General features: G+C 65.6%; 23 protein-coding genes. 7 read left to right on the forward strand and 16 right to left on the reverse strand.

The window, feature by feature from the left end:
- From HB681_RS17830 to HB681_RS17875, 10 genes are all read right to left on the reverse strand, one after another.
- A partial coding sequence (locus HB681_RS17830; protein WP_218628248.1) for a UxaA family hydrolase occupies positions 1-252 on the reverse strand: 252 nt, incomplete at its 3' end.
- A 24-nt stretch (positions 253-276) separates the two neighbouring features.
- The gene (locus HB681_RS17835) at positions 277-1,287 is read right to left on the reverse strand and encodes a beta-propeller fold lactonase family protein (protein WP_213956205.1); all 1,011 of its coding nucleotides are present in this window, start codon (positions 1,285-1,287) and stop codon (positions 277-279) included.
- A gap of 3 nt (positions 1,288-1,290) precedes the next feature.
- Entirely contained in the window at positions 1,291-2,643 is a 1,353-nt protein-coding gene (locus HB681_RS17840) for a TRAP transporter large permease (RefSeq protein ID WP_213956206.1), read from the reverse strand.
- Positions 2,634-3,128 (reverse strand): TRAP transporter small permease, encoded by a 495-nt coding sequence (locus HB681_RS17845; protein ID WP_213956207.1) that lies wholly within the window; start codon positions 3,126-3,128, stop codon positions 2,634-2,636. Before HB681_RS17845 ends, HB681_RS17840 begins: the two co-directional genes overlap by 10 nt.
- Before the next feature lie 10 nt (positions 3,129-3,138).
- Positions 3,139-4,125: a TRAP transporter substrate-binding protein gene (locus HB681_RS17850; RefSeq protein ID WP_213956208.1), complete on the reverse strand. Its 987-nt coding sequence runs from the start codon at positions 4,123-4,125 to the stop codon at positions 3,139-3,141.
- A gap of 73 nt (positions 4,126-4,198) precedes the next feature.
- Positions 4,199-5,011, reverse strand: a complete 813-nt coding sequence (locus tag HB681_RS17855) for an NAD(P)-dependent oxidoreductase (protein ID WP_213956209.1) — start codon at positions 5,009-5,011, stop codon at positions 4,199-4,201.
- Positions 5,012-5,022: 11 nt separating this feature from the next.
- Positions 5,023-5,820: a transporter substrate-binding domain-containing protein gene (locus HB681_RS17860; RefSeq protein WP_213956210.1), complete on the reverse strand. Its 798-nt coding sequence runs from the start codon at positions 5,818-5,820 to the stop codon at positions 5,023-5,025.
- A gap of 57 nt (positions 5,821-5,877) precedes the next feature.
- A complete protein-coding gene (locus HB681_RS17865; protein ID WP_213956211.1) occupies positions 5,878-6,606 on the reverse strand; it encodes an amino acid ABC transporter ATP-binding protein in 729 nt (242 codons plus the stop codon).
- On the reverse strand, positions 6,590-7,243 hold the full coding sequence (locus tag HB681_RS17870; protein WP_213956212.1) for an amino acid ABC transporter permease: 654 nt from the start codon (positions 7,241-7,243) through the stop codon (positions 6,590-6,592). The genes HB681_RS17865 and HB681_RS17870 overlap by 17 nt, the downstream gene beginning before the upstream one ends.
- Positions 7,244-7,252: 9 nt before the next feature.
- Entirely contained in the window at positions 7,253-8,002 is a 750-nt protein-coding gene (locus tag HB681_RS17875) for an amino acid ABC transporter permease (RefSeq protein WP_213956213.1), read from the reverse strand.
- A 131-nt stretch (positions 8,003-8,133) separates the two neighbouring features.
- On the opposite strand from HB681_RS17875, the gene HB681_RS17880 reads away from it, so the two are divergent.
- From HB681_RS17880 to HB681_RS17910, 7 genes are all read left to right on the forward strand, one after another.
- The gene (locus HB681_RS17880; RefSeq protein WP_213956214.1) at positions 8,134-8,928 is read left to right on the forward strand and encodes a FadR/GntR family transcriptional regulator; all 795 of its coding nucleotides are present in this window, start codon (positions 8,134-8,136) and stop codon (positions 8,926-8,928) included.
- A gap of 116 nt (positions 8,929-9,044) precedes the next feature.
- Positions 9,045-10,034: a tripartite tricarboxylate transporter substrate binding protein gene (locus HB681_RS17885; protein WP_213956215.1), complete on the forward strand. Its 990-nt coding sequence runs from the start codon at positions 9,045-9,047 to the stop codon at positions 10,032-10,034.
- A 193-nt stretch (positions 10,035-10,227) separates the two neighbouring features.
- Entirely contained in the window at positions 10,228-11,145 is a 918-nt protein-coding gene (gene kdgD, locus HB681_RS17890) for a 5-dehydro-4-deoxyglucarate dehydratase (protein WP_213956216.1), read from the forward strand.
- Between the two features lie 150 nt (positions 11,146-11,295).
- Entirely contained in the window at positions 11,296-11,754 is a 459-nt protein-coding gene (locus HB681_RS17895; protein WP_213956217.1) for a nuclear transport factor 2 family protein, read from the forward strand.
- A 142-nt stretch (positions 11,755-11,896) separates the two neighbouring features.
- Positions 11,897-13,333: an aldehyde dehydrogenase family protein gene (locus HB681_RS17900; protein WP_213956218.1), complete on the forward strand. Its 1,437-nt coding sequence runs from the start codon at positions 11,897-11,899 to the stop codon at positions 13,331-13,333.
- A 168-nt stretch (positions 13,334-13,501) separates the two neighbouring features.
- Positions 13,502-13,810 carry a hypothetical protein gene (locus HB681_RS17905; RefSeq protein ID WP_213956219.1) on the forward strand — a complete coding sequence of 103 codons (309 nt, stop codon included), beginning with the start codon at positions 13,502-13,504 and terminating at the stop codon, positions 13,808-13,810.
- 132 nt (positions 13,811-13,942) lie between these two features.
- On the forward strand, positions 13,943-14,269 hold the full coding sequence (locus tag HB681_RS17910; protein WP_213956220.1) for a GYD domain-containing protein: 327 nt from the start codon (positions 13,943-13,945) through the stop codon (positions 14,267-14,269).
- Positions 14,270-14,279: 10 nt separating this feature from the next.
- Here the strand turns inward: HB681_RS17910 and HB681_RS17915 are convergent, their stop codons facing one another.
- Genes HB681_RS17915 through HB681_RS17940 form a run of 6 tightly spaced genes read right to left on the reverse strand, consistent with a single transcriptional unit; the run spans position 14,280 to position 23,274 of the window.
- Positions 14,280-15,542 carry a catalase family protein gene (locus tag HB681_RS17915; RefSeq protein WP_213956221.1) on the reverse strand — a complete coding sequence of 421 codons (1,263 nt, stop codon included), beginning with the start codon at positions 15,540-15,542 and terminating at the stop codon, positions 14,280-14,282.
- Positions 15,539-17,047 (reverse strand): hypothetical protein, encoded by a 1,509-nt coding sequence (locus HB681_RS17920; protein ID WP_213956222.1) that lies wholly within the window; start codon positions 17,045-17,047, stop codon positions 15,539-15,541. The genes HB681_RS17915 and HB681_RS17920 overlap by 4 nt, the downstream gene beginning before the upstream one ends.
- A complete protein-coding gene (locus tag HB681_RS17925; protein WP_213956223.1) occupies positions 17,044-18,342 on the reverse strand; it encodes a hypothetical protein in 1,299 nt (432 codons plus the stop codon). Before HB681_RS17925 ends, HB681_RS17920 begins: the two co-directional genes overlap by 4 nt.
- A 27-nt stretch (positions 18,343-18,369) precedes the next feature.
- Entirely contained in the window at positions 18,370-18,801 is a 432-nt protein-coding gene (locus HB681_RS17930) for a hypothetical protein (protein WP_213956224.1), read from the reverse strand.
- Between the two features lie 60 nt (positions 18,802-18,861).
- The gene (locus HB681_RS17935) at positions 18,862-20,727 is read right to left on the reverse strand and encodes a GMC family oxidoreductase (RefSeq protein ID WP_213956225.1); all 1,866 of its coding nucleotides are present in this window, start codon (positions 20,725-20,727) and stop codon (positions 18,862-18,864) included.
- A gap of 21 nt (positions 20,728-20,748) precedes the next feature.
- Positions 20,749-23,274 carry a hypothetical protein gene (locus HB681_RS17940; protein ID WP_213956226.1) on the reverse strand — a complete coding sequence of 842 codons (2,526 nt, stop codon included), beginning with the start codon at positions 23,272-23,274 and terminating at the stop codon, positions 20,749-20,751.
- Between the last annotated feature and the right edge of the window lie 79 nt (positions 23,275-23,353).

Raw genomic sequence — 23,353 nt, forward strand, 5'->3', positions numbered from 1 at the left:
CTCATGCACCCAGGTGCCCGCGGGCAGCGGCTTGAGCGCATAGCCGATGACCACGTTGTAGCGGCGCACCTCGCCGCCCTCGGGAATGTCGACCAGCGCGACCTTGTGTGCCTGCGGCACCTTGTCCACCAGCGTGAGGCCCGAGGGGAACTCCGTGCCGGCGGGCAGCCCGCCGTCGTTGGCCACGATCGCGACGTTGTCGGCATCGTGCATGGTGATGAACAGCGGGGCGCACGTGGGGGTCGCAGACATGTCAGTCCTTCCGGAGAGGCTGGCTCAGGCAGTGAGGGAGATGCTCTCGACCCAGTTGGCCCCGCGACCCGCCGGGGCGTCGCCGACGGGCGTCAGTTCGCCGGAGGCGCTGTCGATCCCGTAAAGCCGCAAGCGATCCGATTTCTGGCCGGCGGCGATGAGGAATTGCCCGTCCGCCGTGATATTGAAGCCGCGCGGCTGCGATTCGGTCGGTGTGTGGCCGATCAGCGAAAGCGTGCCATCGGCCGCGTCGACGCGGAAGGCGGCCAGCGTGTCGGACCGGCGCTCGCTGCTGTAGAGGTAGCGGCCGTCCGGCGTCAGGTGCAGGTCGGCGGCCCATGGCTCGCCGCTGAAGCCCGGGGGCAGCGATCCGATGTTCTGCACCGGGTTCAAGGTGCCACTTGCGGCGTCGCAGACGAGCACGTCGATGCTTGCGTCCAGCTCGTTCAGCAGGTAGACGAAGCGAGCGTCAGGGCTGAAGACGAAGTGCCGCGGGCTCGCGCCTTCGTGCGGCGTGATGCTGGGCGGCGTGTTCGGCACGAGTTGCCCGGTCGCGGCATCGAAGCGGAACTGGTTCACGACCTTGCCGCCCAAGCTGGTCGAGAACACGAAGCGGTTGGACGGCGTCGCCAGGATGGCATGCGCATTCGGTCCGGTCGGCACCACCTGCTGCGTGGCCTGCACGACTCCATTGCCGTCGATGGCGTTCACCGCGATCAGGTTGCCGCCGTAGGAAGCGCTGAAGAGGTAGCGGCCGGTGAGGTCGGTCGCGATGTAGGCCATGCTTTGCGGCAGCGGGCCAGCGCCGAGCAGCGACAGCGCGCCGCTCTTCGCATCGATGGCAAAGCACACGGCCTCGCGTGGCTCCGACCGGCGCGCCGCGTAGAGGCGGTCGCGCTTCGGACTCAGCGCGAGCGGCATCACTTCACCGCCGACTTCGACCGTCTGCACCGGCGTCAGCGTGCGCAGTGCCGGGTCGAGCTGCAGGACCGAGATGTCGCCGCTCTCGGCGTTGGATACATAAACGGCGAACATCAGCTACAGAACCACATGGCCGGTGATCAGCGATGGCAGCCAGGTCGAGAACGCTGGAACATAGGTCACCAGCGTGATTGCTATGAAGATCGCCAGGTAGTAGGGCCAGGCGGTTTTCGTCGCCTCCCCGATCGATATCTTGCCGATCGCACAGCCGATGAACTGCACCGTCCCCACGGGTGGATGCACGAGCCCCAGCGCGCAGTTGAGCAGCAGCATCATGCCGAACTGCACCGGGCCCACGCCCATCTGGATCGCCAGCGGCAGGAACAGCGGCGTCGTGATCAGGATGTGGGCCGCCATGTCCAGGAAGATGCCCAGGAAGATCTGGATGATGTTGATGTACAGCAGCATGATCCACGGCGTGGTCGTCGCGGTCAGCAGCGCAGCCTCGATGGTGTCCGGGATCTCCAGGTACGCCATCTGGTAGCGCAGCATGTTCGAAACGCCGATCAACAGCAGGATCACGCCCGTGGTCTTCGAGGCCTTGGCCAGCGACTTGAACAGGTTCTTGCGGCTCATCGTGCGGTAGACGAAGACCGTCAATATCAGCGAGTAGGTCACCGCGATGGCCGCTGCCTCCGTCGCCGTGGCCACCCCTTCCATCACGCAGAACAGGATGATGACGATCACCATCAGGCCCGGGATCGCGGCGATGAACGTGCGCAGCACCGCGCCCCAGCCAGGGAAGCGTTCGACGGCGGTGGTGCCGTCGGGGCGGCGCGGGTAGCCGTACCTGGCGGCTTGCCAGTAGGCAGCCACCAGCATGCAGACCATGATCCAGAACACCGGGATCAGGCCGGCGAACATCAGGTCGCCGATCGACACGCCGCGGATCACATGCCCGCCGATTTCACCGGCGGCAGCCTGCGCCGCGAAGGCGTAGATGATCATGTTGTGCGAGGTCGGCATCAGCGCGCCCGAGAGCGACGCGTGCGTGGTCACGTTCACCGCGTAGTCGGCGCCGTAGCCTTCCTTGACCATGACCGGGATCATCACGCCGCCCATGGCCGAGGTGTCCGCCACGGGCGAGCCCGAGACGCCGCCGAACAGCGTGGAGGCCACCACGTTGGCCAGCCCCAGGCCGCCCTTCCAGTGGCCGACCAGGCTGCGCGCGAAGTTGACGATCTTGTCTGCGATGCCGCCATGCAGCATCAGCTCACCCGAGAAGATGAAGAACGGAATGGCCAGGAACGAGAACACGTTCATGCCCGACACCATCATCTGGATGGCGGTCTCGAAGGGCAGGCCCTCGAAGGCGAAGGTCAGCAGGCAACTCAGCCCGATCGCGAAAGCGACCGGCATGCCGAACAGCAGGAAGACGCCGAAACTGACAGTGAGCAGTGTCAGTGCCATGATGGAACGACCTCTTCTTCGGTGAACTGGGCAACCATGTGCTCAAGGGAAAAAAGGGTGATGAGCACGCCGGCGATCATCACTGGCAAATACCGGTACGACTCGGAGATGCCCAGCGTGGGAATGGTGTCGTGATGTGTCGAGACCGCCATCTCGCCTGCGCCGAGGAACAGCGCCACCGCAAACGCGATGCTCAGCACGTAGACGATGAACTTGCACCAGAACTGTCCGCGCGGTGGCAGCACCTTGACCAGCGAATCCAGGCCGATATGGCCGGCGTCCCGCACACCTGCGGAAGCGCCGAACATGGCGACCGAGATCACCAGCAGCAAGGCGACCTGCTCGACGTAGGCGGGCGCGTTGTTGAAGACGTAGCGAAGCACCACGCCGTACACCACGACCGACAACAGGCCGACCAGGCACAGGCACGCAAGGTACATCGCCCAGCGCGACAACCTTGCGTTCAGATGGGTAAACAAGCTCATCGCACGGCCATTACTTCGTGTTCACGATTTCCGCGACGAGGGCCTTGAGTTCAGGCGTGGTCGCGAACTTGTCCCACACCGGCTTCTCGACGTCGACAAAGCCCTTGCGGTCGATGTCCGCGGCCGGCACGATCTTGGCGCCGCCCTTGATGACGGCCGCCTTGGCGTCCTTCTCACGCGCTTCCCAGAGCTTGACGTAGTAGGGCACCGAGTCCTTCGCGGCCTTGCGGATCTGCTCTTGCTGGTCCTTGGGCAGCGTGTCCCAGATCTTCTTGGAAAACACGAGCACCTCAGGCGTCATGACGTGCATCGTTTCCGAATACACGGGCGCCGATTCGTAGTGCTTGGCTTCTTCGTACGAGGGGTAGTTGTTCTCGGCAGCGTCGACCAGGCCGGTCTTCAGGCCGGTGTAGACCTCGGCCAGGGGCATGGGCGTGGGCGATCCGCCAGCGGCGGTCACCAGGCTCACCATCAGGTCGGACGGCTGCACGCGGATCTTCATGCCCTTCATGTCGGCAACGGTCTTGACGGGCTTCTTGGCATACACCGAGCGCGCGCCACTTTCATAGAAGCACAGGCCGACGAAGCCGGCCTTCTCGAACGAGGCCAGGATCTTGTCGCCGGTCGGGCCGTACATCACCTTGCGGAAATGCTCGATGTCGCGGAACAGGAAGGGCAGCGACGGAATCACCGAATCCGGCACGATGCCGTGGAACGAGGCCGAGCTGACGCGCACCATGTCGAGCGCGCCGATCTTGACCTGCTCGACCGTGTCCTTTTCCGAACCCAGGGCGCTGTCGGCGAAGATCTTGATCTTGTCCTTGCCGCCCGAGGCCTTGGCCAGGTCGTCGCTCATCTGCTTGACGGCCATGTTGGTCGGGAAGTCCTTGGAGTGCACTTCCGCGGAACGGAAGTCGCGGGCTTGCGCGGCGCCGGCCGCCAGTGCGAGCACTGCCGTCGCGACGACGCTGAGAAGCTTGGCTTGTTTGAATTTCATCTGTCTTCCTTGGGTTGAGATGGAGACCCTCGTCTCCGATGCACTGCTTACAAAAAGGGGTGGAACCGGCGCTTCATTCAAAGGGGCCTTGCGCGGTGAAGGCGCCGCCCTGGTAGATGGCGTTCGGGTCATCGGCTGCGACCGGCGGCTGGGCCTCGACCTTGGCGCGGAACGGTTCCGATGAATCCTGCGGCACGAAGCCCAGGCGCGCGGCGGCGCTGTTGTCCCACCAGACGTCGCGATTGGCCGACATGCCGTAGACGATGGTGTGCTTCACGTCGGGCGTGAACAGGCACTTCTCGACCAGGTTGGTCAGGTCGCGGTAGCTCAGCCACGAACTCATCATCCGGCGGTTGAGTGGCTCGGGGAACGAGGAGCCGATGCGGATGCTGACCGTCTCGATGCCGTAGCGGTCGTAATAGAACTGGGCCACGTCCTCGCCGAAGGCCTTCGACAGGCCATAGTTGCCGTCGGGCCGTTTCGCGGCGGTGGCGTCGATGTGCTCGGTCTGCCTGTAGAAGCCGATCACATGGTTGGAACTGGCGAACACGATGCGCTTGCAGCCGTGGCGGCGTGCCGCTTCGTAGAGATGGAACACGCCCTTGATGTTGGCTTCAAGGATTTCCTCGAAGGGGCGCTCGACCGACACACCGCCCAGGTGGACGATGGCGTCGCAGCCGGCCACCAGTGCGTCGACCGCGGCCTTGTCGGCCAGGTCGCACACCACGACTTCTTCGTGCGGACCCTCGGCCGCGGCGGGGGCTGCAAGATCGGACACGCGAATCACGTCCGCAAAGGGACGCAAGCGCTCGCGCAGGACCTTGCCCAGGCCGCCGGCCGCGCCGGTCAGGAGCAGGCGCTTGACCTTCAGGTTGGAAGTCGACATTCAGGTCCTCCTCACGCGGGCTTCACGACATTGGTGGGCAGGTCGCGGCCGTGGTACTTCTTGTAGATGGCATTGAGCTTGCCGTTCTTGACGTTGGTCGACACCCAGGCGTTGATCCATTCCTTCAGCTTCGGCTCGCCCTTGTTCATCGTGATGCCGAGGCCCGAGTCGAGTTGCGAGAACTTCATCTCGAAGTTCTTGCCCGGGGCGCGCTTGTTGATCTCGCCCATGTTCGAAGGCGTGCTCGAGAAGATGTCGACCTGGCCAGTGACCACCGAGGTGATGAGCGTGGCGTCGTCCTCATAGCGCATGATTTCGGCGCCCTTGGCTTCCTTGGTCGTCAGCGTGTCGTTGGTGGTGGCGCGCGTGAGGCCGATCTTCTTGCCATTCAGGTCCGCGTAGCTGGCGATCTTCATGTCCTTGGGCGCGCCGACCATGATGGTGATGGCCGAATAGGGAATCGAGAAGTCGACGACCTTGGCGCGTTCCTCGGTGATCGACAAGCTGGAAATCACGAGGTCCGCGCGCTGCGCTTGCAGGGTAGGAATCCGGGCGGCGGTGGTGATCGGCACGATCTCGAGCTTCACGCCCAGGTCTTTGGCCAGTTCGGTTGCGGTATCGACGTCGGAGCCGGTGGGCTGAAGGTTCGCGTCGGCATAGCTGAACAGCGGCGTGCCGATGGCGATCGCCACGCGAACCTTGCCGGCCTTCTTGATGTCGTCGAACTGGTCGGCCAGCGCGGCGTGCGCACCGCAGGCCAGCAATACGGCGGCGATGGCGGTGCGGGCGAACATGGTCTTGGAAGTCATTGGAAGTCTCCTGGAATGATTCGTTGAATGGAAGGAACAAAAAAACGGGTGTGGCGCCTACAGGCCGTTGTCGAGGAAGGCCTTGAGCTCGGCGGTCTTCGGCGAATCGAGCATGTCGCCCGCGCCGGTTTCCCAGACCTTGCCCTGGTGCATGTAGATGATCCGGTCGGCCACGCGCTTGGCGAAGGCCATCTCGTGCGTCACCAGCAGCATGGTCATGCCGCCGGCCGCGAGGTCTTCCATCACGCGCAGCACTTCGCCGGTGAGTTGCGGGTCGAGCGCGGAAGTGACTTCGTCGAACAGCATGACCTTGGGCGACATGGCCAGCGACCGGGCAATCGCCACGCGCTGCTGCTGGCCGCCCGAGAGTTGCTCGGGATAGGCGCCGGCCTTTTCCTTCAGGCCGACCTGGTCGAGCACGCGCATGCTGACCTCGTGCGCCTCGCTGCGCGACAGCTTCTTCACGTGGCGCAGCGCCAGCATGATGTTTTCCTCGACCGTGAGGTGCGGGAAGAGGTTGTAGCTCTGGAACACGATGCCCACTTCGAGCCGCAGGCGCTTCAGGTCGACCGAGGGGCTGTCGACGCGGATGCCGGCGACTTCGATGGTGCCGCGGTCGATGGCTTCGAGCCGGTCGATGCAGCGCAAGGCCGTGCTCTTGCCCGAGCCGCTGGCGCCGATGATCGCGATCATCTCGCCCTTGGCCACTTCGAACGAGACGCCCTTGAGGACCTGGTTCGAGCCGAAGCTCTTGTACACGTCCTGGAGACTAACGATTGGCGACATTGAGCTTTTTCTCCATCGCTTCGCTCCAGCGCGACAGCGGATAGCACAGGGCGAAATAGAAGGCGCCCACGATGCTGAAGATCAGGAAGGGCTGGAAGATCGAGTTGTTGATGATCTGGCCCGCGCGTGTCAGTTCGACAAAACCGATGACCGAGGCCAGCGATGTCATCTTGATGATCTGCACCAGGAAGCCCACGGTCGGCGGCAGGGAAAGCCGCACGGCCTGCGGAATGATCACGAGGCGCAGCGTCTGCCAGCGCGAGAAGGCCAGGCACTCGGCGGCTTCCCATTGCGGCTTGGGCATGGCCTCGACGCAGCCACGCCAGATGTCGCCCAGGTAGGCGCTGACGTAGACCATCATCGCCAGCCCCGCGGCCACCAACGAGGGCAACTGGAACCCGTACACCGACAGCCCGAAGTACACGATGAACAGCAGGATCAGCAGCGGAATGCCCTGGATGCACTCGATGTACGCGACGGCCAGCCAGCGCAGCCAGGGCCGCGGCGAGATGCGCGCGAGCATCACGCCGAAGCCGCCCACCGCGCCGAGCGCGAAGGCCAGCGCGGAGAGCACCAATGTCCACCCGATCGAGGTGAACAGGTAGAGCAGGTGGGTGAGCGAGAAGCTGCCGAACATCGCTTGCCCCTATGCGGCGCCGCCGTGGCTCGCCACGTTGGCTTGCGTGGTGTCGACCATCAGCCGGCCCGAGCTGGCAGCGGCCTTGCGCAGCACGCGCCGGCGGCGGAACAGGTATTCGCCGAGCAGGCCGGTGACGAACTTGATGACGAGGGACAACACCAGGTAGAGGGCCGCCACCACGATGTACGTTTCAAGAGAACGGAAGGTGTCCGACTGCACCGTGTTGGCGATGGCCGTGAGTTCTTCCGCCGAGATCTGGGAGGCCATGGCCGAGGCCTGCATCATCAGCAGGAACTGGCTGGTGAGGGCCGGGTAGACCTTTTCGATCGACGGCTGCAGCATCACATGCCAGCCGATGCGCCATTTCGACAGTCCCAGGCATTCGGCCGCCTCGATCTGCCCGCGCGGCACCGACTCCAGCCCGGCGCGGATGATCTCTGCCGCATATGCCGCGATGTTGATGATCATCGCCAGCACCGCCGCCGCGAAGGTCGGCATGCGCACCCCGAAACTGGCCAGCCCGAAGTACAGCAGGAAGATCTGCACCAGGAAGGGCGTGTTGCGCACCACCTCGATATAGGCCGAGCACAGGCGCGCGAGCGGCTTGTTCCTGCCGCGCTTGGCAAAGGCCACCAGCGTGCCGACCGCCACGCCCACGACCACGGCCACCGCGGTCATCTTGAGCGTGAGCCAGGCCCCGTTCACGAAGACGGGCCAATAGGGAAGCAGGGGGGTGAAGTCGAGGGAGTACTTCATGGCCGGGTGGCTCGAACGTTGAACATGAAGTTTTTATCTCGTATTGTCAGTTATGTGTTGTCGTACAACGAGGCCCGAATTATGATCAAGACATGGCGATGACTGATACGGGTAATCCCTTAAAAAGAGACATGCGGGCCACAACAACAAGCACGGAAGCCGGCGCCCCCTTCGTCGGCCGCCCGCGCCAACGCGCACGCGGCCTGGCCCATGGCCTGGTCGACGACCTGAGCGACAAGATCCGCAACCAGGTGCTGCGCCCCGGCGACAAGCTGCCCACCGAATCCGAAATCATGCAGGCCTACAGCGTCAGCCGCACCGTGGTGCGCGAGGCGTTGTCGAAGCTGCAGGCGGCCGAGTTGGTCGAGACGCACCATGGCGTGGGCACCTTCGTGCTGCAGCCGCGCGCGGGAGGTGTGTTCCGGCTCGACCCGGGCGAAATCGCCGCATCGGTCGACGTGCTGGCCGTGCTCGAGCTGCGCATCAGCCTGGAGACCGAGTCGGCCGGGCTGGCCGCCAGCCGCCGTACCGACGAGCAGCTGCTGGCCATGCGCCAGGCGCTCGACGAATTCGAGAGCAACGTGTCGGCAGCAGGGGACACGGTGTCGCCCGACTTCCGCTTCCACCTGGCGATCGCCAAGGCGACCGGCAATCCGTACTTCGCGGACATCATGAGCCACCTCGGCACCACGATCATCCCGCGCACGCGCATCAGCGCCATCCGCAACAGCGACCGCGGCGGGGCCTACCTGACGCGCGTCAACCGCGAGCACGAAGAGATCTATGCCGCGATCGCGCGGCGCGACCCCGAATCAGCGCGCGCCGCCATGCGCATCCACCTGACGAACAGCCGCGAACGGCTGCGCGTGGCGCAAGAGGCCGCGCAAAAGACCGCCGCCCCCACGCCCCCGGCTTCCGAAGCCTGAGTTTTTTGAGGCTGCCCCGCTGGACGTGTTGTATTTTTAGTTGTACGATGACTGACGACGAAAATGATTGCGCTGTCATTTCGAGCGCACCTGACAAACCCTTCAAGGAGACAACAATGATTCCTGCACGTCGCTCCCTTCTTGCCGCCGGCGTGGCCAGCCTGCTGGCTGCCGCACCGATCGCGGCACTGGCCCAGGCCGCCGCGCCGGCCAACTGGCCCACCAAGCCGATCAAGATCATCGTTCCGTACCCGCCGGGCGGCTCGTCGGACATCATTGCGCGCTTCATCAGCCAGCCGCTGTCGCTGGCGCTGGGCCAACCGGTGATCGTCGAGAACCGGGCAGGCGCCAACGGCAACCTGGGTGCGGACGCCGTCTCTAAATCGGCTCCGGACGGCTACACGCTGCTGCTGTGCGACGTGGGCGCGCTGGCCATCAGCCCATCGGTCTACACCAAGCTCTCGTTCGACCCTTCGAAGGACCTGCGCGGCGTGACCATGCTGGCCTATTCGCCGCACCTGCTGGTGGTGCATCCGTCGGTCAAGGCCAGCAACCTGAAGGAACTGGTCGCCTTGTCGAAGACCAGCGACCTGAACTTCGCGGTGACCGCCACCGGCAGCGCGCCGCACCTGGCCGGCGTGGCGTTGCAGCGCGCGGTCGGCGCCAAGTGGACCTACGTGCCGTACAAGGGCGGCGTGCAGGCGGTGCAGGACACCGTCGCCGGCCAGACCCAGATCCTGATGAACGGCATGCTGGCGACGCTGCCGCAAGTGCAGGGCGGCAAGCTCAAGGTGCTGGGCGTATCGAAGGCCACCCGCATGCCGCTGCTGGGCGACGTGCCGACCATCGCGGAGCAAGGCGTGCCCGGGTTCGAAACCGGCACCTGGCAAGGTGTGCGCGTGGCCAAGGGCACGCCGGACGCGATCATCCAGCGCCTGAACAAGGAACTGATCACCATCATCCGCTCCGCCGACATTCGCTCGCGCATGGCGGTACAGGGCGCAGAGGTCGTGACGATGTCTCCGGCTGAAGAGGAAGCCTTCTTCAACAAGGAGCGCGCGCGCTGGGCCAAGGTGGTCGCCGACGCCGACATCAAGCTCGATTGACCGAAGCCGCGAATCTTCCTGCTGCGGACGCCGATCTCGGGCCTGCGGTGCTCACCGTACCAGAGTACGGCTCCGCTCCTCGACCCGACCTCAACGCCCTCGCTACGGAATCTTCGCGACTTCTACGCGCGTTCTTATCGCGATTTCCGCTCCCCGTTTCTATTGCCAATCCATCCACTGAACGTTCTCAACAATGAATCCGCAAGAACTCAAGACCATCATGGGCTCCGGCCTTCTCTCGTTTCCGTTGACCGACTTCGACGCGAACGGCGACTTCAACAAGCAGGGCTATGAAAAGCGCCTCGAATGGCTGGCGCCTTATGGCGCGACCGCCTTGTTCGCAGCGGGCGGCACGGGCGAGTTCTTCTCGCTGACCGGCGCGGAATACCCCGGCATCATCAAGACGGCCGTCGACACCTGCAAGGGCGTGGTGCCGATCATTGCCGGCGCCGGCGGCCCGACGCGCTTTGCCATCGAATGCGCGCAGGCCGCCGAGAAGGCCGGCGCGCACGGCATCCTGCTGCTGCCGCATTACCTCACCGAAGCCGGCCAGGAAGGCCTGGCTGCGCACGTGGAAGCCGTGTGCAAGAGCGTGGACTTCGGCGTGATCATCTACAACCGCGGCTCGACGCGCTTCAAGCCCGAGACGCTGGCCAGGCTGGCTGAACGCAACCCCAACCTGGTCGGTTTCAAGGATGGCATCGGCGACATCGAAACCATGGTCGCGATCTACCAGCGCATGGGCGACCGCTTCGCCTACCTGGGTGGCCTGCCGACTGCCGAGGTCTATGCCGCCGCCTACAAGGCCATGGGTACGCCGGTGTACTCGTCGGCCGTGTTCAACTTCATCCCGAAGACGGCGATGGACTTCTACCACGCGGTAGCAAACGACGACATGACCACGCAGCATCGCCTGCTGAAGGACTTCTTCATGCCGTACCTCGATTTGCGCAACCGCATGCAAGGCTACGCGGTCAGCATCATCAAGGCCGGCGCGAAGATCGTCGGCCACGATGCAGGCCCGGTGCGCACGCCATTGACTGACCTGAAGGCCGACGAGATGGACATGCTCAAGGCCTTGATCGACAAGCTGGGCCCTCAAGGCCTGTAATTCGCCCGCAGGCTGCGGACGCCCGGTGCGCGCAAGGCGATCTCCGGCGGGGCCTGCAGCGGCGGGCCGGCGACGCCGGTACCGCGGTGCTCCGCGTGAAGAGTTTCCATCCGCAAGAAGAACTTCGACAACAACCCCAGGAGACGCCAAATGCTGAAGAAACTGATCCTCATCATCGCCGCCACCGTGGCACTCGCCGGTTGCGCCGGCATGTCGTCTGGCGGCGCATCGTCGCCGGGCGATGCGCAGGCCGTGGCGGCCGCCGCCGAGAAGCTGCGCGTGGCAATGATCGACCCGACACCCGCCGCGCTCAACGCGCTGGTCGCCGACGACTTGAGCTACGGGCATTCAGGCGGCAAGGTCGACACCAAGACCAGCTTCATGGCCGACCTGATGAGCGGTGCGTCGGACTTCGTGACCATCGCGATCACCGAACAGACCATCAAGATCGTCGGCAACAACGCGATCGTGCGGCACACGCTCACGGCCGACACCAACGACGGCGGCAAGCCGGGCAAGGTCACGATCAAGATCCTCGGCGTCTGGCAGAAGCAGGGCGGCGACTGGAAGCTGCTGGCGCGCCAGGCCGTTCGCCCACCGGCGCCGTGAGTGCCGCCCGGTCGTGCGCAGGCGCACGCAGCGCACAGCGCGGCGCTCGACCCGCGAACGCCATCCCATAGCCATCACACGCGGGGGCCGAAGCCGCATACGCTTCGGCCCTCACGTCTTTCCACCTCAAGGACATCCTGACATGCAACAACACGACAACCTCATCGGCGGCCAGTGGACCCCGGGCAATGCCTACAGCCCGAACCTGAACCCGTCGAACCTGGGCGACACGATCGCCGAGTACGCGCAGGGCGACGCCACGCACGTCGAAGCCGCCGTGGCCGCCGCCACCGCCGCCTTCCCGGCATGGGCCACAGGCAGCATCCAGGCCCGCTCCGATGCGCTCGACAAGATCGGCACCGAGATCCTCGCGCGGCGAGAAGAGCTTGGCACGCTGCTGTCGCGCGAAGAAGGCAAGACCAAGGCGGAGGGCATCGGCGAAGCCACGCGCGCCGGCCAGATCTTCAAGTTCTTCGCGGGTGAGTGCCTGCGCCTGTCGGGCGAGACGCTGCCTTCGGTGCGCCCGAACATCGGCGTCGAGATCACACGCGAGCCGGTCGGCGTCGTCGGCCTGATCACGCCGTGGAACTTCCCCATCGCGATTCCCGCGTGGAAGATCGCGCCCGCACTGGCCTTCGGCAATTGCGTGGTGCTGAAGCCGGCCGACCTGGTGCCGGGTTCCTCCTGGGCCCTGGCCGAGATCGTCAGCCGCTCGGGCATTCCGGCCGGCGTGTTCAACCTGGTGATGGGCCGCGGCAGCGTCATCGGCAATGCGCTCGTGAACCATCCCGGCATCCATGCGATCAGCTTCACCGGCTCGGTGGGCGTGGGCCGCAACATCGCGATCCAGTGCGTCACCAACCACAAGAAGGTGCAACTGGAGATGGGCGGCAAGAACCCGCAGGTCATCCTCGATGACGCCGACCTCGCGCAAGCCGTCGAGCTCAGCGTGCAGAGCGCCTTCTATTCGACCGGCCAGCGCTGCACAGCATCGAGCCGCCTGATCGTCACCGAAGGCATCTACCCGAAGTTCATCGCCGCGATGCAGGAACGCATGGCGAAGATCAAGGTGGGCGATGCGTTGGCCGCCGGCACGGACATCGGCCCGGTGTCGAGCCAGTCGCAACTCGACCAGGACCTGGAATACATCGCCATCGGCAAGGGCGAAGGCGCCACGCTCGCAGCAGGCGGCGAGCGCCTGAAGCTCGGCACCGAGGGCTACTACATGTCGCCCGCGTTGTTCAGCGAATCGATCGCGTCGATGCGCATCAACAAGGAAGAAATCTTCGGCCCGGTGGCGAGCGTCATCAAGGTCAAGGACTACGAAGAAGCGCTGTTCACCGCCAACGACACCGAGTTCGGCCTGTCCGCCGGCATTGCGACGACGAGCCTGAAGTACGCCACGCACTTCAAGCGCCACAGCCAGGCCGGCATGGTGATGGTCAACCTGCCGACGGCGGGCGTCGACTACCACGTGCCCTTCGGCGGCCGCAAGGGTTCGAGCTATGGTCCGCGCGAACAGGGCAAGTACGCGCAGGAATTCTTCACCACGGTGAAGACGGCGTATACGCTGGCGTAGGACATTTCGGCAATGCGGCGTGAAAGCGCCGCGCGCCGACGCGGCAAGGTCTGCTGCGTCGGCGGAAGGCGGGCACACACCGGCATCCGTGCCTTTGTTCCTCGAGGTAATCGCACGTAAAAAACACAATTCCCGCATGGCGACGTTTCGCTCGCCCCAGGAGTTGCCGTGTTTTCCCAGATCAATCTTCCCGCTTGCATGATGCAGGCCTTCGCGCTTGCGCTGGTCTTGTGGGTCGCCATGCCCGCTGCGCAGGCACAGTCATCGCCAGCCAGGGCCTTCGTCGTCGAACTGCACCAGCAAGATCGCAGTGACGGAGGGACCATCCCGTGGTCGTACAAGCGGGTGGCAAATGCAGACGCCTTGCGCGCCATGTTTCCGGGACTGAAGTCGCTCCAGATCCAGGGCCAGATCCTTCCGACGGCCGGCGACTTGCGCGTGCCCAGTGCGTTCACAGGCCGGCAAGCCTCGCTCTGAGCCTTGTGCCGGCTGCGTTGCTTTTCGCCGCCGAAGGAGTACAAAAACGGCCCCGACCAGAAGAGGCAAGGCCTCGTCCGGCAATCCTGCGCGGATCCGGCCGAGCCTCGATTCACAAGAACGGAGCGGGGCATGCCGACATTCATCTCGCATTTCAGCTACAGCGCCGAGGCTTGGCAAAAACTGTGCAAGAACCCGGAGGACCGCAGCGTACCGATCAGGGCGCTGCTGGAAAAGCTGGGTGGCAAGCTGGTCAGCATGTACTACATGGCAGGCGAGCACGACGGGATCATCATCTACGAAGTAGCGGATGCGAAGGTCGCCGCGACCGTCGCCGTCGCGGCCACCCTCCCCGGACACGTGCGCAGCATCCAGACCGGTCAGCTCTACACCGTCGCGGAAGCGATGGAAGTGATGGGCTCCGCGGGCAAGCTGGCGTTTCCGGCGCCGAAGGGCTGACGGGGCGGGATCAGTCGAAGCGTTCGTCCCCGTCCGGCTCGTAGTGCGGCACGTCGTTCATCCGGTGCCGCAGTTGCGATAGCTCCCAATACATCCGCTTGCGCGCCCGGCTCTGGTTGCCCAGCGGCCGGTGCTCCGCAATCGTGTGCCACGGGTTGTAGGAAAGCCGCTTCGCAAATGCCATCTGGTCGGGCGAATTGAAGGTCTGCTTGGGCAGGCGCAGCGTCGCGACCGGGATGCGGGGCGACAGCTTCTCGGGCCACAGCACGCCGGCGTTCTCGATGGGCATCAGGTGCGGGTCGGTCTGCATCTGCATGCGCACTTCCAGTTCGACATCGCCTTCCGACAGTGCCGACACCATGGCATTGCGCAGGTAGTCGTCGGGCGGACGGAACGGCAGGCGCGGAATGCGCGTCTTCCTGTTCGACGTGGGCCACACCGAATACACCATCGCCTGGCCCTCGCCCATGAGGTAGGGCACGCAACTGAAGTAGGGCGCCTCGAAGGGGCTCGACTGCGTCTTGATGTACAGCGACTGCATGACCAGGTCGAGCACGTGCGAGTCGTGCAGGTTGACGAAGTAGAAGACCTGCGCGTTCTTCACGCTCCACTTCTGCAGCGCCGCATTGGCCTTGGCATCGGGCGTGACGAAGGTCGGGGTCGACACGCCGAACATGTCGAGCGTGTGCTTCTCTTCCTCCAGCAGCTTCGGCCCCTCCACGCCCATGAGCTTGATGCTGATGCTCATGAATCCGACGTCGTCGATGTCTGGCGTGATGTAGGGGCCCGGCCCCGAGAAGCGCACCCAGGCCTTGAAGGTCTGCGGCTTCGCATAGATGCCGCGGCGCATGTGCTCCGGCAGGTTGTCGTGCACGGTGAATTCGCCGCGCACGATGCCCTGCGTCTTGGTGTTGCCGCCGCGCTCGAAGCCGCCGGGCTTCCACAGGTCGGTCATCTGCTGGGTGAAGCTCTGGACGATCGAGTCGGTCCAGGCCTCCTCGTCGACCAGCAGGCGTTCCTCGGCGATCTTCAGGTGCTCGTCGACGCGCTTGCCGTTGATCAGCGCGGTGGCCAGGCGCGCCAGCGGATCCTTCAGCAGCGCATCGAAGACAGGTCGCACGAAGGGGTCGAAGCGGCGCTCCAGGCGAATCAGCGCCATGCCCGTGTCGGCGACGATATCGCGCCAGGCCACGCCGGTGCTGGAGCGCGGTTGCGGATGGCTGGTGTTGGAGTCGGCGTTCGGCCGGGTCGTGCCGGGTGGGTTGGGGTTCATGGCTGCACCTTTGACAGGAATCGAAGGGCACGGATGCCGGGCATGAAGAAGTAGCCGCCGCCGAGCACGGTGATGAACTGCGGCAGTCCGGTCACGCGCCGGTCGCAGCCGTTGGCCACCGGGATCGAGAAGCTGTCGGTGGGTGCGCCGGCAGGGTCGGGTTGGCGGTTGCCCAGCAAGGGATCGCTTTCGCCATGCAAGCTGTCGAAGCGCACGCCTGCGAGCCAGGCGCCCTGCACGAACTCGAACTGGCGCGTGATGTTCGCGGCCAGGCAGATGAAGTGCAGGCCGGTGCCGTCGTGCTCATGGTCTCCGTGCGCCGTGTCGAGGGGCGCGGCCAGCGCCTGTTGCAGCGTGAGCTTCGTGCCGTATTCGCGTCCGCGCCGCAGCAGGCGGTGGAAGCGCGTCGACGAGACGTGGTCATTGGCCAGTGCGTCGGCATCGCAGCCCAGCGTGCGGATGGCCCACGAGATGAAGCCCCTGGTGCCCGGCGGCAGGTCGGCATTGCGCGGGTTGCTGCGACGGATGTGGGCACCGACGGGGCAATGCAGGCCTTCCTCGTCGCCGCGGTAGGTGAAGGTGTTGCGCGGGTCGTCTTCGCCGGCGATGGGTTCGCCGGTGGGGATCAGCGGGTCGCCGTCGATGCTGCGGCCGACCATGGCCTCCGCCAGGTGCGTGCGCGCGGCAACGTCGCCATGCGCGACGCCGTCGACGAATTGCCAGAAGCGGCCGACGTCCTGCCGCAGCTGGCGCAGCACGAGGTAGCTGCCGTTGCGGCCGAGGTCGGCCATGTCGGGCTGGTCCTCGGCGCGCGGGAGGTCGGCATCGGGGTGGCGCTGTGGATCGAAGAGGGGGCGCTCGGTGTATTCGCCGTATTCGTTGGGATAGCCCAGCACGAATTCGCCGAGGCATGCGATGTTGGTGTAGTCGCGCAGTTCCTGGTCGACGGCGGGGCGTTCGCGCTCCCAGTCGATGTTGGGCTCGGAAATGCCATCCTTGAAGCCGAAGGGCTCGCGGCCGCCCATGTCGGTGGTGGAGAGACGCTTCACCAGCGTGAAGCCGGCCTGGCATCCCGCAAGCACCTCGTCCTGCCACGCGGCCAGCCTGCCCTCTGTCGCATACAGCAGCACGACCACATGCGGGACGACCTGGGGCGTGTTGCCCCACTGCCAGCGCGCGGGATCGTTCTCTCCGACGTCGCCGAGCCGCCGTGCCCGGCTTTCGTCGCTGCTCATTCCGGCGACGAACTCCGGCGAAAAGTCTTGCACGATGTCCTTGGGCACGCCGAGGGCGCAGAGGCCGCGGCAACTCAGCGCCACCTGCAGCGCGGTGCATGGCGCCGACTTCGGCTTCACCGCGTTGTTCACCTGGCATTCCGAAAGCCAGGCGCGCGCCGCGGCGGCGTCGCGCACGTTGAGCAGGAGGAAGCAGGCCTCCTTCAGCTTGCCGTAGCCGAACGCGACAAGGCCCTGGATGTCGTCGAGGTCGACGAGTTCCTGGCTCATAGCAACCTCAGCCAGGCCAACGCCTGCGCGTCATTCATGCGATCCGCATCGACGCCCGCCCGGATGCGCCGGTTGCGCTCCAGGTCGCCGAGCGTGAGGCCGGGGTAGGCGCGATACCAGACCTGTGTCGGCAGCTGATGGCGGCGCTGGTAGTGCTTGAAGCGTTGCTCGTGCCGCGCGCCGCCGAAGACGAGCCACTCGGTGCGCGGCCAGCCGAAGCCGTTGCTGAAGACCAGGTTCAGGCCCCACGCCGCCTTGTTGACGAAGTCGTCCATGTAGCTCTCGTGGCTGCCGTCGTAGTCGCTCGCGAACAGCACGCGCCGCCGGTCGTCGATGAACACCCAGCGCGCGAAGTGGATGGTCTGGATGCGCGCCAGGTGTCCCTTGCCGAAGAAATGCCGCGCCGCATAGTCGATGAGCAGCAGGATCACCGGCACCAGCGCGCGGCGAAACCACCCCGGCTTGACGGCGCCCAGCGCGGTGAAGCTGTTGGTCAGGTCGTGGTCTTCCAGCCCCTGCATCGCGCGCACGGCGGCAGCGTCCGGTCGGGGGCAATGCTCCGGGTCGGTCTTCTCCTGCCTGCGCAGGATGACGAGCGCGAAAGGGAGCACGAGCAGCAGCGGCAACAGCATCAGCGGGATCATGACGAAGTGGATGGCGTTGCGCAGGTCCCAGCCCGGCGGCGTGGATTCGGGTTCGGTCAGCGCCAGGCCGCCGGCGGCCTGTTCATCCTTCACGAAGTCGAGCAGCGCCTGCCGCAGCACCTGCGGGTCGGAGACCGTGCCGTGCGCTGCGCCGCGCGGCACGCGGGCCGAGAGCGCCTTCTGCAGTGCGCTTTCCTCCCGCACCTGGCGCACGGTGCGGCCGATGCGGTTGACGTAGTGCGTGTCTACATGCACGTCGTGCGACTTCATCCATGTCAGCAGGTCGGTCGAGGTGTTGAAGCCTTCGCAGTGCGAGAAGATGCGTGACAGGCCGCGGCCGGCGAAGTGCGCGAATTCGGCCAGCTGCGCATCGGCCGCTCCATCGCATACGCCCAGGAACACGAGGTACAGCGGCGGTGCCTGCGGGCGGGGCAGGCCGAAGAGATCGAAGTCGGCGAGTGTCGAATCGTCCAGCAGCGCGAAGCGCGCGTAGTGCAGCTTGTTGAAGAGGCCGAAGGGCAGCACGCCGTTCGCCGGATCGGCCGTGCCGGCCTTGCCCGCCACGTTCATTCCGTCGAGCAATGCGCGCAACGCGCCTTCGCGGCCGGCAGCGACCGCGGCCAGTACCGTGAAGGGCGATTGAGGGGTCACCGCGGCGCCCGGGTTTCCTGGACGTGTTCAGAACTGCAGGCAGAAGTCGATCAGCCGGTCCTTGTCCCAATACACCTTGCCGAGGTAGAAGTTCGGCCCGATGAGACGGATCTCGTCGCGTATCCGGCTGGCCACGAACGAGGTCTCGGAGTAGTCGAGCACGATGCATTCCTTGTCGTCGAGCCAGCTCTTGTCCTTGTAGACCCTGGCGACGATCGCGTGCACGCCAAAGGCCGAGATCTTGTTCTTGAGCACGCCCTTCTGCGCGTCGAAGATCTTTCCCTGCCAGCCGAACACATTGATGATCTGCGCGATGCTGTCGGAGAACTTCGTGCCCGGCGCGACGATGGCGGTGCCTTTCGCCTCGCCGTTGGGGATGTCGCCGGGAGGGCTGGCCTTGAACAGGTCGTCGAGTTGCTGCTGGGTCATGCCGAGCAGTTGCGGAACGTCGTATGCCATGGGTCTTCTCCTCTGGAGTTGAGCAGCCGGAAAGCAGTGTCGACCGGTCGCGGGAGGCCGTCAATTTGTCGAAAGAGGTGTCTGCGTGGCGGTGGCCAATAGCATGTCGGCCGCCTTCTCGGCCAGCATGTAGATCGCCGCGGCGATGAAGAAGCCGGGAATCCTCGGAAAGGCCGAGGCATCCACCACCCGCAGCCGCGACACGCCATGCACCGACAGGGTGCTGTCGAGCACGCCGCCCTTGTCGCGCTCCCCGATGGGGCAGGAACACGATGCATGGTGGCCCCACGCGGTGTCGCGCACGTATTGCGCGAGTGCCTCGTCGCTTTCGCAGTCGGCGCCCGGCAGGCACTCCTTCGTGACGAGCCCGCTCGCATGCAGCGGCGCCGTCAGCTCGCGCACCGAGCGGATGGCCTGCACCACGGCGCTGAGGTCGTCGTCGGCATCGTCCTCGTCGCCTTCGTCGAAGTAGTGGAAGTTCACCTCCGGCGTGTCGCGCGGGTCGGCCGAGCGCAACCGCACGCGGCCGGCGCGGTTGCGCGTGTGGCCCTTGAGGATGGCCCAGGTGAGGCGGTCCGGCTCGTCGCGGATGAGGTCGGAGAACTTGGGGAAGTAGCCCTCGAAGCGGGCCAGCAGTGCCATGCAGAAGATGTCGGGCTCGTTGCCTGCGCGCTCGCTGCGCGTCACCATGCCGATGGCCGCGCCGTTGGAGCTGTACATGCCGTCGCCCGATGACTTCCAGCGCTGCCACAGCGGATCGTCCTTCGTCCACCGTGCGCCCTGGAGCACCTGCCAGGGCTGGCGGATTTCGTGCGTCACCGCGACCTCGTAGCGGTCCTGCAGGTTGCGGCCCACGCCCTGCAGGTCCACCCGCGTTTCGATGCCGTGCGCCTGCAATTCCTCCGTGGGCCCGATGCCCGAGAGCATCAGCAGTTGCGGCGTGTTGAAGGCGCCGCCGCACAGGATGACCTCGCGCCGTGCGAACACCTGCCGCACTTCGCCCTTCGATTCGCTGGGCTCCGGATGGGCGCGGTAGAGGTGCGCGCCCTTGCGGTATTCGATGCCCATGGCGCCGCCCTGGGCGTCGAAGAGCACGCGCGTGGCCAGCGCGTGCAACTCGACATGCAGGTTGTCGGGGCAACGCCGGGCCACGTCGCGCAGCCGTTCGCGCACGCCGTAGCGGCGATGGCGCGCGGTGGCCAGCGGCGTGTAGCAGAGGCCTTCGAAGCTGTCGCCGGAAGCGCGCCGCGAATTGGGGTCGCCCCAGCCGCCGCGCATCCAGTGCCATGCGCTCGCGAGCGGCGTCGGCAGGTGGCGGACGAAGCCGCCGATGGTGTCGCGCAGCGCGCGCATCAGGCCGTCGTCGTGCAGCACCGACAGCGGCATCGCCTTCTCCGTGCGCAGCCAGCCGCTCCAGCCGTGGCCCGTTGGATCGATGCCGAGGTGGCGGATGGCGCGCCACACCGGCCGGTGCCGGCAGTTCTCGATCCGCTGCGCATAGCGCCGCATGCGCGAGGCCTGCCAGGACACGTCGCCGGTGAGCCGCGCGATGTCGTCCCAGTCGGAATCGTGCGGTGGCATGAAGATCATGGCGTTGTGCACCGTACAGCCACCCAGCGCCGCGGCGCGCGGATAGAGCACGCCCTGGCCGGCGCGGTACTTGGGGTCCCGCGCCTGGCGTTGCTCATCCGCGTAGTGGCGCACGTGGAAGTTCCAGGCCAGCGCGGGGTTCTCGCAGGCGAAGGCATGGAAGGCCGGTACGTCGTAGTCGTCGGGCAGGCGCTCGCCCTCGGCGCGCGGATCGCCGCCGGCCTCGAGCACGAACACGCGCATGCCGGACTCGGCCAGGCGCGCCGCCAGCACGCCCCCGCCCGCACCGGAGCCCACGATCACGTAGTCCCACTCAGACGCCTGTTCATCGGTCATGTGCGGTTGTGGGCGCACGTGTCAGAAGGTCTTGAGGAAGGCAATGAGCGCTCGCTTGTCGTCCTCACTCAACACGGGCTCCTCGCCGAAGGAGCGTTCGTCGCCGCTCAGGCCGGCCTGGTTGTTGAACTCGGCCGTGCCGAAGTAGTGGCCGCGGTTGACCACGAAGTCGGGGCACTTGCTCAGTTCCAGCAAGGGCTCGCGCAGGTCGGCGAAGTGCTTGCGCAGGTCCTCGTCGGTGGCGTTGGCCGGCGCCGAGAGCAGGTCGCCCTTCATCTTGAGCGCGAGCTTGCCGAGCTTGGCCGCGTGCTCGGCCTGTTCGGCGAGGCCAGGGTCTTCGGAGCGCAGGCGCAGGTTGGCCAGCAGGCTGATCGGCATGCCCTTGGGGATGGGGCCTAGCTCCACGTCGCCGCCGCTGGAGACCAGCGCCGGCAGCCAGCGGTGCAGCGTGCCTTGCAGCGGCTGCAGGGCGTCCGGCACGAAGCCGACCGGGATGGTCACGCTGCTGCGCTCGGTGGTGCGGTCGATGACGCCGTTGACCTTGATGCCGAGTTCGGAGTCGCGCTCGCGCTTCTCGGGCCACAGCATCTGTTCGATCGATGCGTCGAACACCTTCATGCGCGCCTCCACCGACGGGTTGATGTCGAAGGGCCCGACCGAATTGTTGAGCAGGAAGGGCGCGGTCGACCAGATGCTGATGAGGGATGGCACACGGGTGTAGCCGCGTCCGCCGGCCGGCATCACGTAGGGCCGCGCTTCTCCGGTGAAGGGGTCGGCGACCGTGACGGTGCCGATCGAGGGCAGCGACTTGTAGGTGCTCGACGAGAAGTTGTCCCAGATGTTGCCGGCCAAGGCATTGGTGGCGAGCGGGCTGCACACGTTGGTGCGCAGCAAGGTGGCGGGTATGCGCACCTCGGTCGAGAGGTAGTTGTTCTCCAGGAAGTCCGGCGCCTGCACGATGGCGCGCATCTTCGCCTTGTAGTCCTCGGTCTGCGTCCACGCCCAGTACTTCTTGAAGCAGTCGAGGTAGCCGGGGCCGGCGCACTGGGCCGGCGAGACGTCCACCGCCACCGGCGGCGCCTTGCTCGAGTGGCAACGCGCGCAGGTGTCGGCAAAGGCGACCTTGCCTTTTTCAAGCGTGGCTGTATCGGCGGCGAGGTACTTGTCGCCGCCGGGTGCGTCCTTCAGGTGGTCGGGCCTGGCGGCCTTCAGGAAGAACAAGGCGGTGTTGGGCGTGCCCAGTTCGGTCGCCTGCCAGTAGCTGGAGTTCTTCTGGGCATCGGCGATCTTGATGGGCGTGATGGTCTTGCCGCCGACCACCGGATTGAAATGCAGCAGCCACTCCTCGCTGAACAGGCCGATGTTCAGGTACACGCGGTTGAGCGCGCCGAGCAGGCCCACCGAATCGGCGCCATCCTTCAGCACGTGCGGCGTCTTCACGGTCTGGTCAGCCTTCGAATAGAACTCGGTCAACGGGCCGCTGTCGAGGAAGTCGTTGAACTGCTTGTTGTCGCGTTCGCCGCCGGTCAGCTTCTCCTGGCCGAGGCGCTTGGCGACGCCCATGCGGTCGGGGAAGTCATACACCGCGTTCATGGTGCGCGGGTTGTTGATGCTGTCGGTGGAAATCAGCGAGGTGTCCATCGAGCCCGGCCTGAAGGTGTGGGCCAGCTGGTACATGAAGTTCTTGCGGCCTTCGGGCATGTTCGAGTTGTGGATGAAGAGGCGGTCCACCCACATGTACTGCGCGCCGACGGAGGAACTGAGGTTCTCCCACTTCGGGTTGTTGGCATCCGCCGGCGGCTTCACCGGGCTCGGCCCGAGGTGGCAGAAGCCGCAGGACATGCCCACGCGATAGGGGCGCACCAGGTCGGCGCGGTTGTAGTACTCGGGCTTGGTGTAGTACTTCTCCGCGTCCCATTCCTTGGCGGCCTTCTCGTCGAAGGCGGGGTTGGGGAAGAGCCGCAGGCCGGCGATGCCGGTGGCATAGCCGTAGTAGGACCCCACAGCTTGCGTGGTGCCGTCGCCGAGCGGCTTGCCGCGTGAGCCGACGGCCACGCCGGGGTACTTGGTTTCGTTCTCGAAGGGGTCGGGTGCGCAACCCTTGTCCCGCACGTCGAGCCACAGGCCGCGCCGGGCCGGATCGGGGCCGGTGGCCTTGTTGAAGCAAGGCTCGTTCACCAGGCCGAAGTACTCCCAGCGGTTGACGCGCGAATAGCCCTGGGTCGGATGCGAGCTGATGATCTTCAGGAGGTCGAACGCGCCGTAGGTGTAGTCGGTCATCTTGTTCCAGAGGCGGTCGTTGCCGCCGCTCCAGACCAGCCACATGTTGCGACCCTTGATTTCTTCGGGTGAGAGCGCGATGCCGCCATCCATGTCCTTGAAGTAGTCCTCGTCGGCATGCGGGAAGGACTTGGCGTCGCGTTTCGCGAGCATCGCTTCGTCCAGCACGGTGCCGGCCTCGGGTTCGTTCTTCGAGCAGCCGGCAACAAACAGGGCGCACAAGACCAGCGGGAGCAGCCTTGAGGTGGCCCAGCAATCCTTGTTCATTGCCACTCCTCATGCACGGTCGGGTCAACGCGCAAAAGCACAACGCCATCGCATCGCGGGGAAAGTTTGTTCGTGCGCC

The sequence above is a fragment of the Variovorax sp. dw_954 genome (genome assembly GCF_018449755.1).
GTDB lineage: Bacteria > Pseudomonadota > Gammaproteobacteria > Burkholderiales > Burkholderiaceae_C > Variovorax.

Bases quoted from the DNA above. Each gene is read 5' to 3' on its own strand.
- HB681_RS17870 (WP_213956212.1), bottom strand. From the start codon at position 7,243: ATGTTCGGCAGCTTCTCGCTCACCCACCTGCTCTACCTGTTCACCTCG.
- HB681_RS17835 (WP_213956205.1), bottom strand. From the start codon at position 1,287: ATGTTCGCCGTTTATGTATCCAACGCCGAGAGCGGCGACATCTCGGTC.
- HB681_RS17845 (WP_213956207.1), bottom strand. From the start codon at position 3,128: ATGAGCTTGTTTACCCATCTGAACGCAAGGTTGTCGCGCTGGGCGATG.
- HB681_RS17885 (WP_213956215.1), top strand. From the start codon at position 9,045: ATGATTCCTGCACGTCGCTCCCTTCTTGCCGCCGGCGTGGCCAGCCTG.
- HB681_RS17895 (WP_213956217.1), top strand. From the start codon at position 11,296: ATGCTGAAGAAACTGATCCTCATCATCGCCGCCACCGTGGCACTCGCC.
- HB681_RS17860 (WP_213956210.1), bottom strand. From the start codon at position 5,820: ATGACTTCCAAGACCATGTTCGCCCGCACCGCCATCGCCGCCGTATTG.
- HB681_RS17920 (WP_213956222.1), bottom strand. From the start codon at position 17,047: ATGAGCCAGGAACTCGTCGACCTCGACGACATCCAGGGCCTTGTCGCG.
- HB681_RS17880 (WP_213956214.1), top strand. From the start codon at position 8,134: ATGCGGGCCACAACAACAAGCACGGAAGCCGGCGCCCCCTTCGTCGGC.
- HB681_RS17940 (WP_213956226.1), bottom strand. From the start codon at position 23,274: ATGAACAAGGATTGCTGGGCCACCTCAAGGCTGCTCCCGCTGGTCTTG.
- HB681_RS17850 (WP_213956208.1), bottom strand. From the start codon at position 4,125: ATGAAATTCAAACAAGCCAAGCTTCTCAGCGTCGTCGCGACGGCAGTG.
- HB681_RS17840 (WP_213956206.1), bottom strand. From the start codon at position 2,643: ATGGCACTGACACTGCTCACTGTCAGTTTCGGCGTCTTCCTGCTGTTC.
- HB681_RS17900 (WP_213956218.1), top strand. From the start codon at position 11,897: ATGCAACAACACGACAACCTCATCGGCGGCCAGTGGACCCCGGGCAAT.
- HB681_RS17910 (WP_213956220.1), top strand. From the start codon at position 13,943: ATGCCGACATTCATCTCGCATTTCAGCTACAGCGCCGAGGCTTGGCAA.
- HB681_RS17875 (WP_213956213.1), bottom strand. From the start codon at position 8,002: ATGAAGTACTCCCTCGACTTCACCCCCCTGCTTCCCTATTGGCCCGTC.
- kdgD (WP_213956216.1), top strand. From the start codon at position 10,228: ATGAATCCGCAAGAACTCAAGACCATCATGGGCTCCGGCCTTCTCTCG.
- HB681_RS17915 (WP_213956221.1), bottom strand. From the start codon at position 15,542: ATGAACCCCAACCCACCCGGCACGACCCGGCCGAACGCCGACTCCAAC.
- HB681_RS17865 (WP_213956211.1), bottom strand. From the start codon at position 6,606: ATGTCGCCAATCGTTAGTCTCCAGGACGTGTACAAGAGCTTCGGCTCG.
- HB681_RS17930 (WP_213956224.1), bottom strand. From the start codon at position 18,801: ATGGCATACGACGTTCCGCAACTGCTCGGCATGACCCAGCAGCAACTC.
- HB681_RS17855 (WP_213956209.1), bottom strand. From the start codon at position 5,011: ATGTCGACTTCCAACCTGAAGGTCAAGCGCCTGCTCCTGACCGGCGCG.
- HB681_RS17935 (WP_213956225.1), bottom strand. From the start codon at position 20,727: ATGACCGATGAACAGGCGTCTGAGTGGGACTACGTGATCGTGGGCTCC.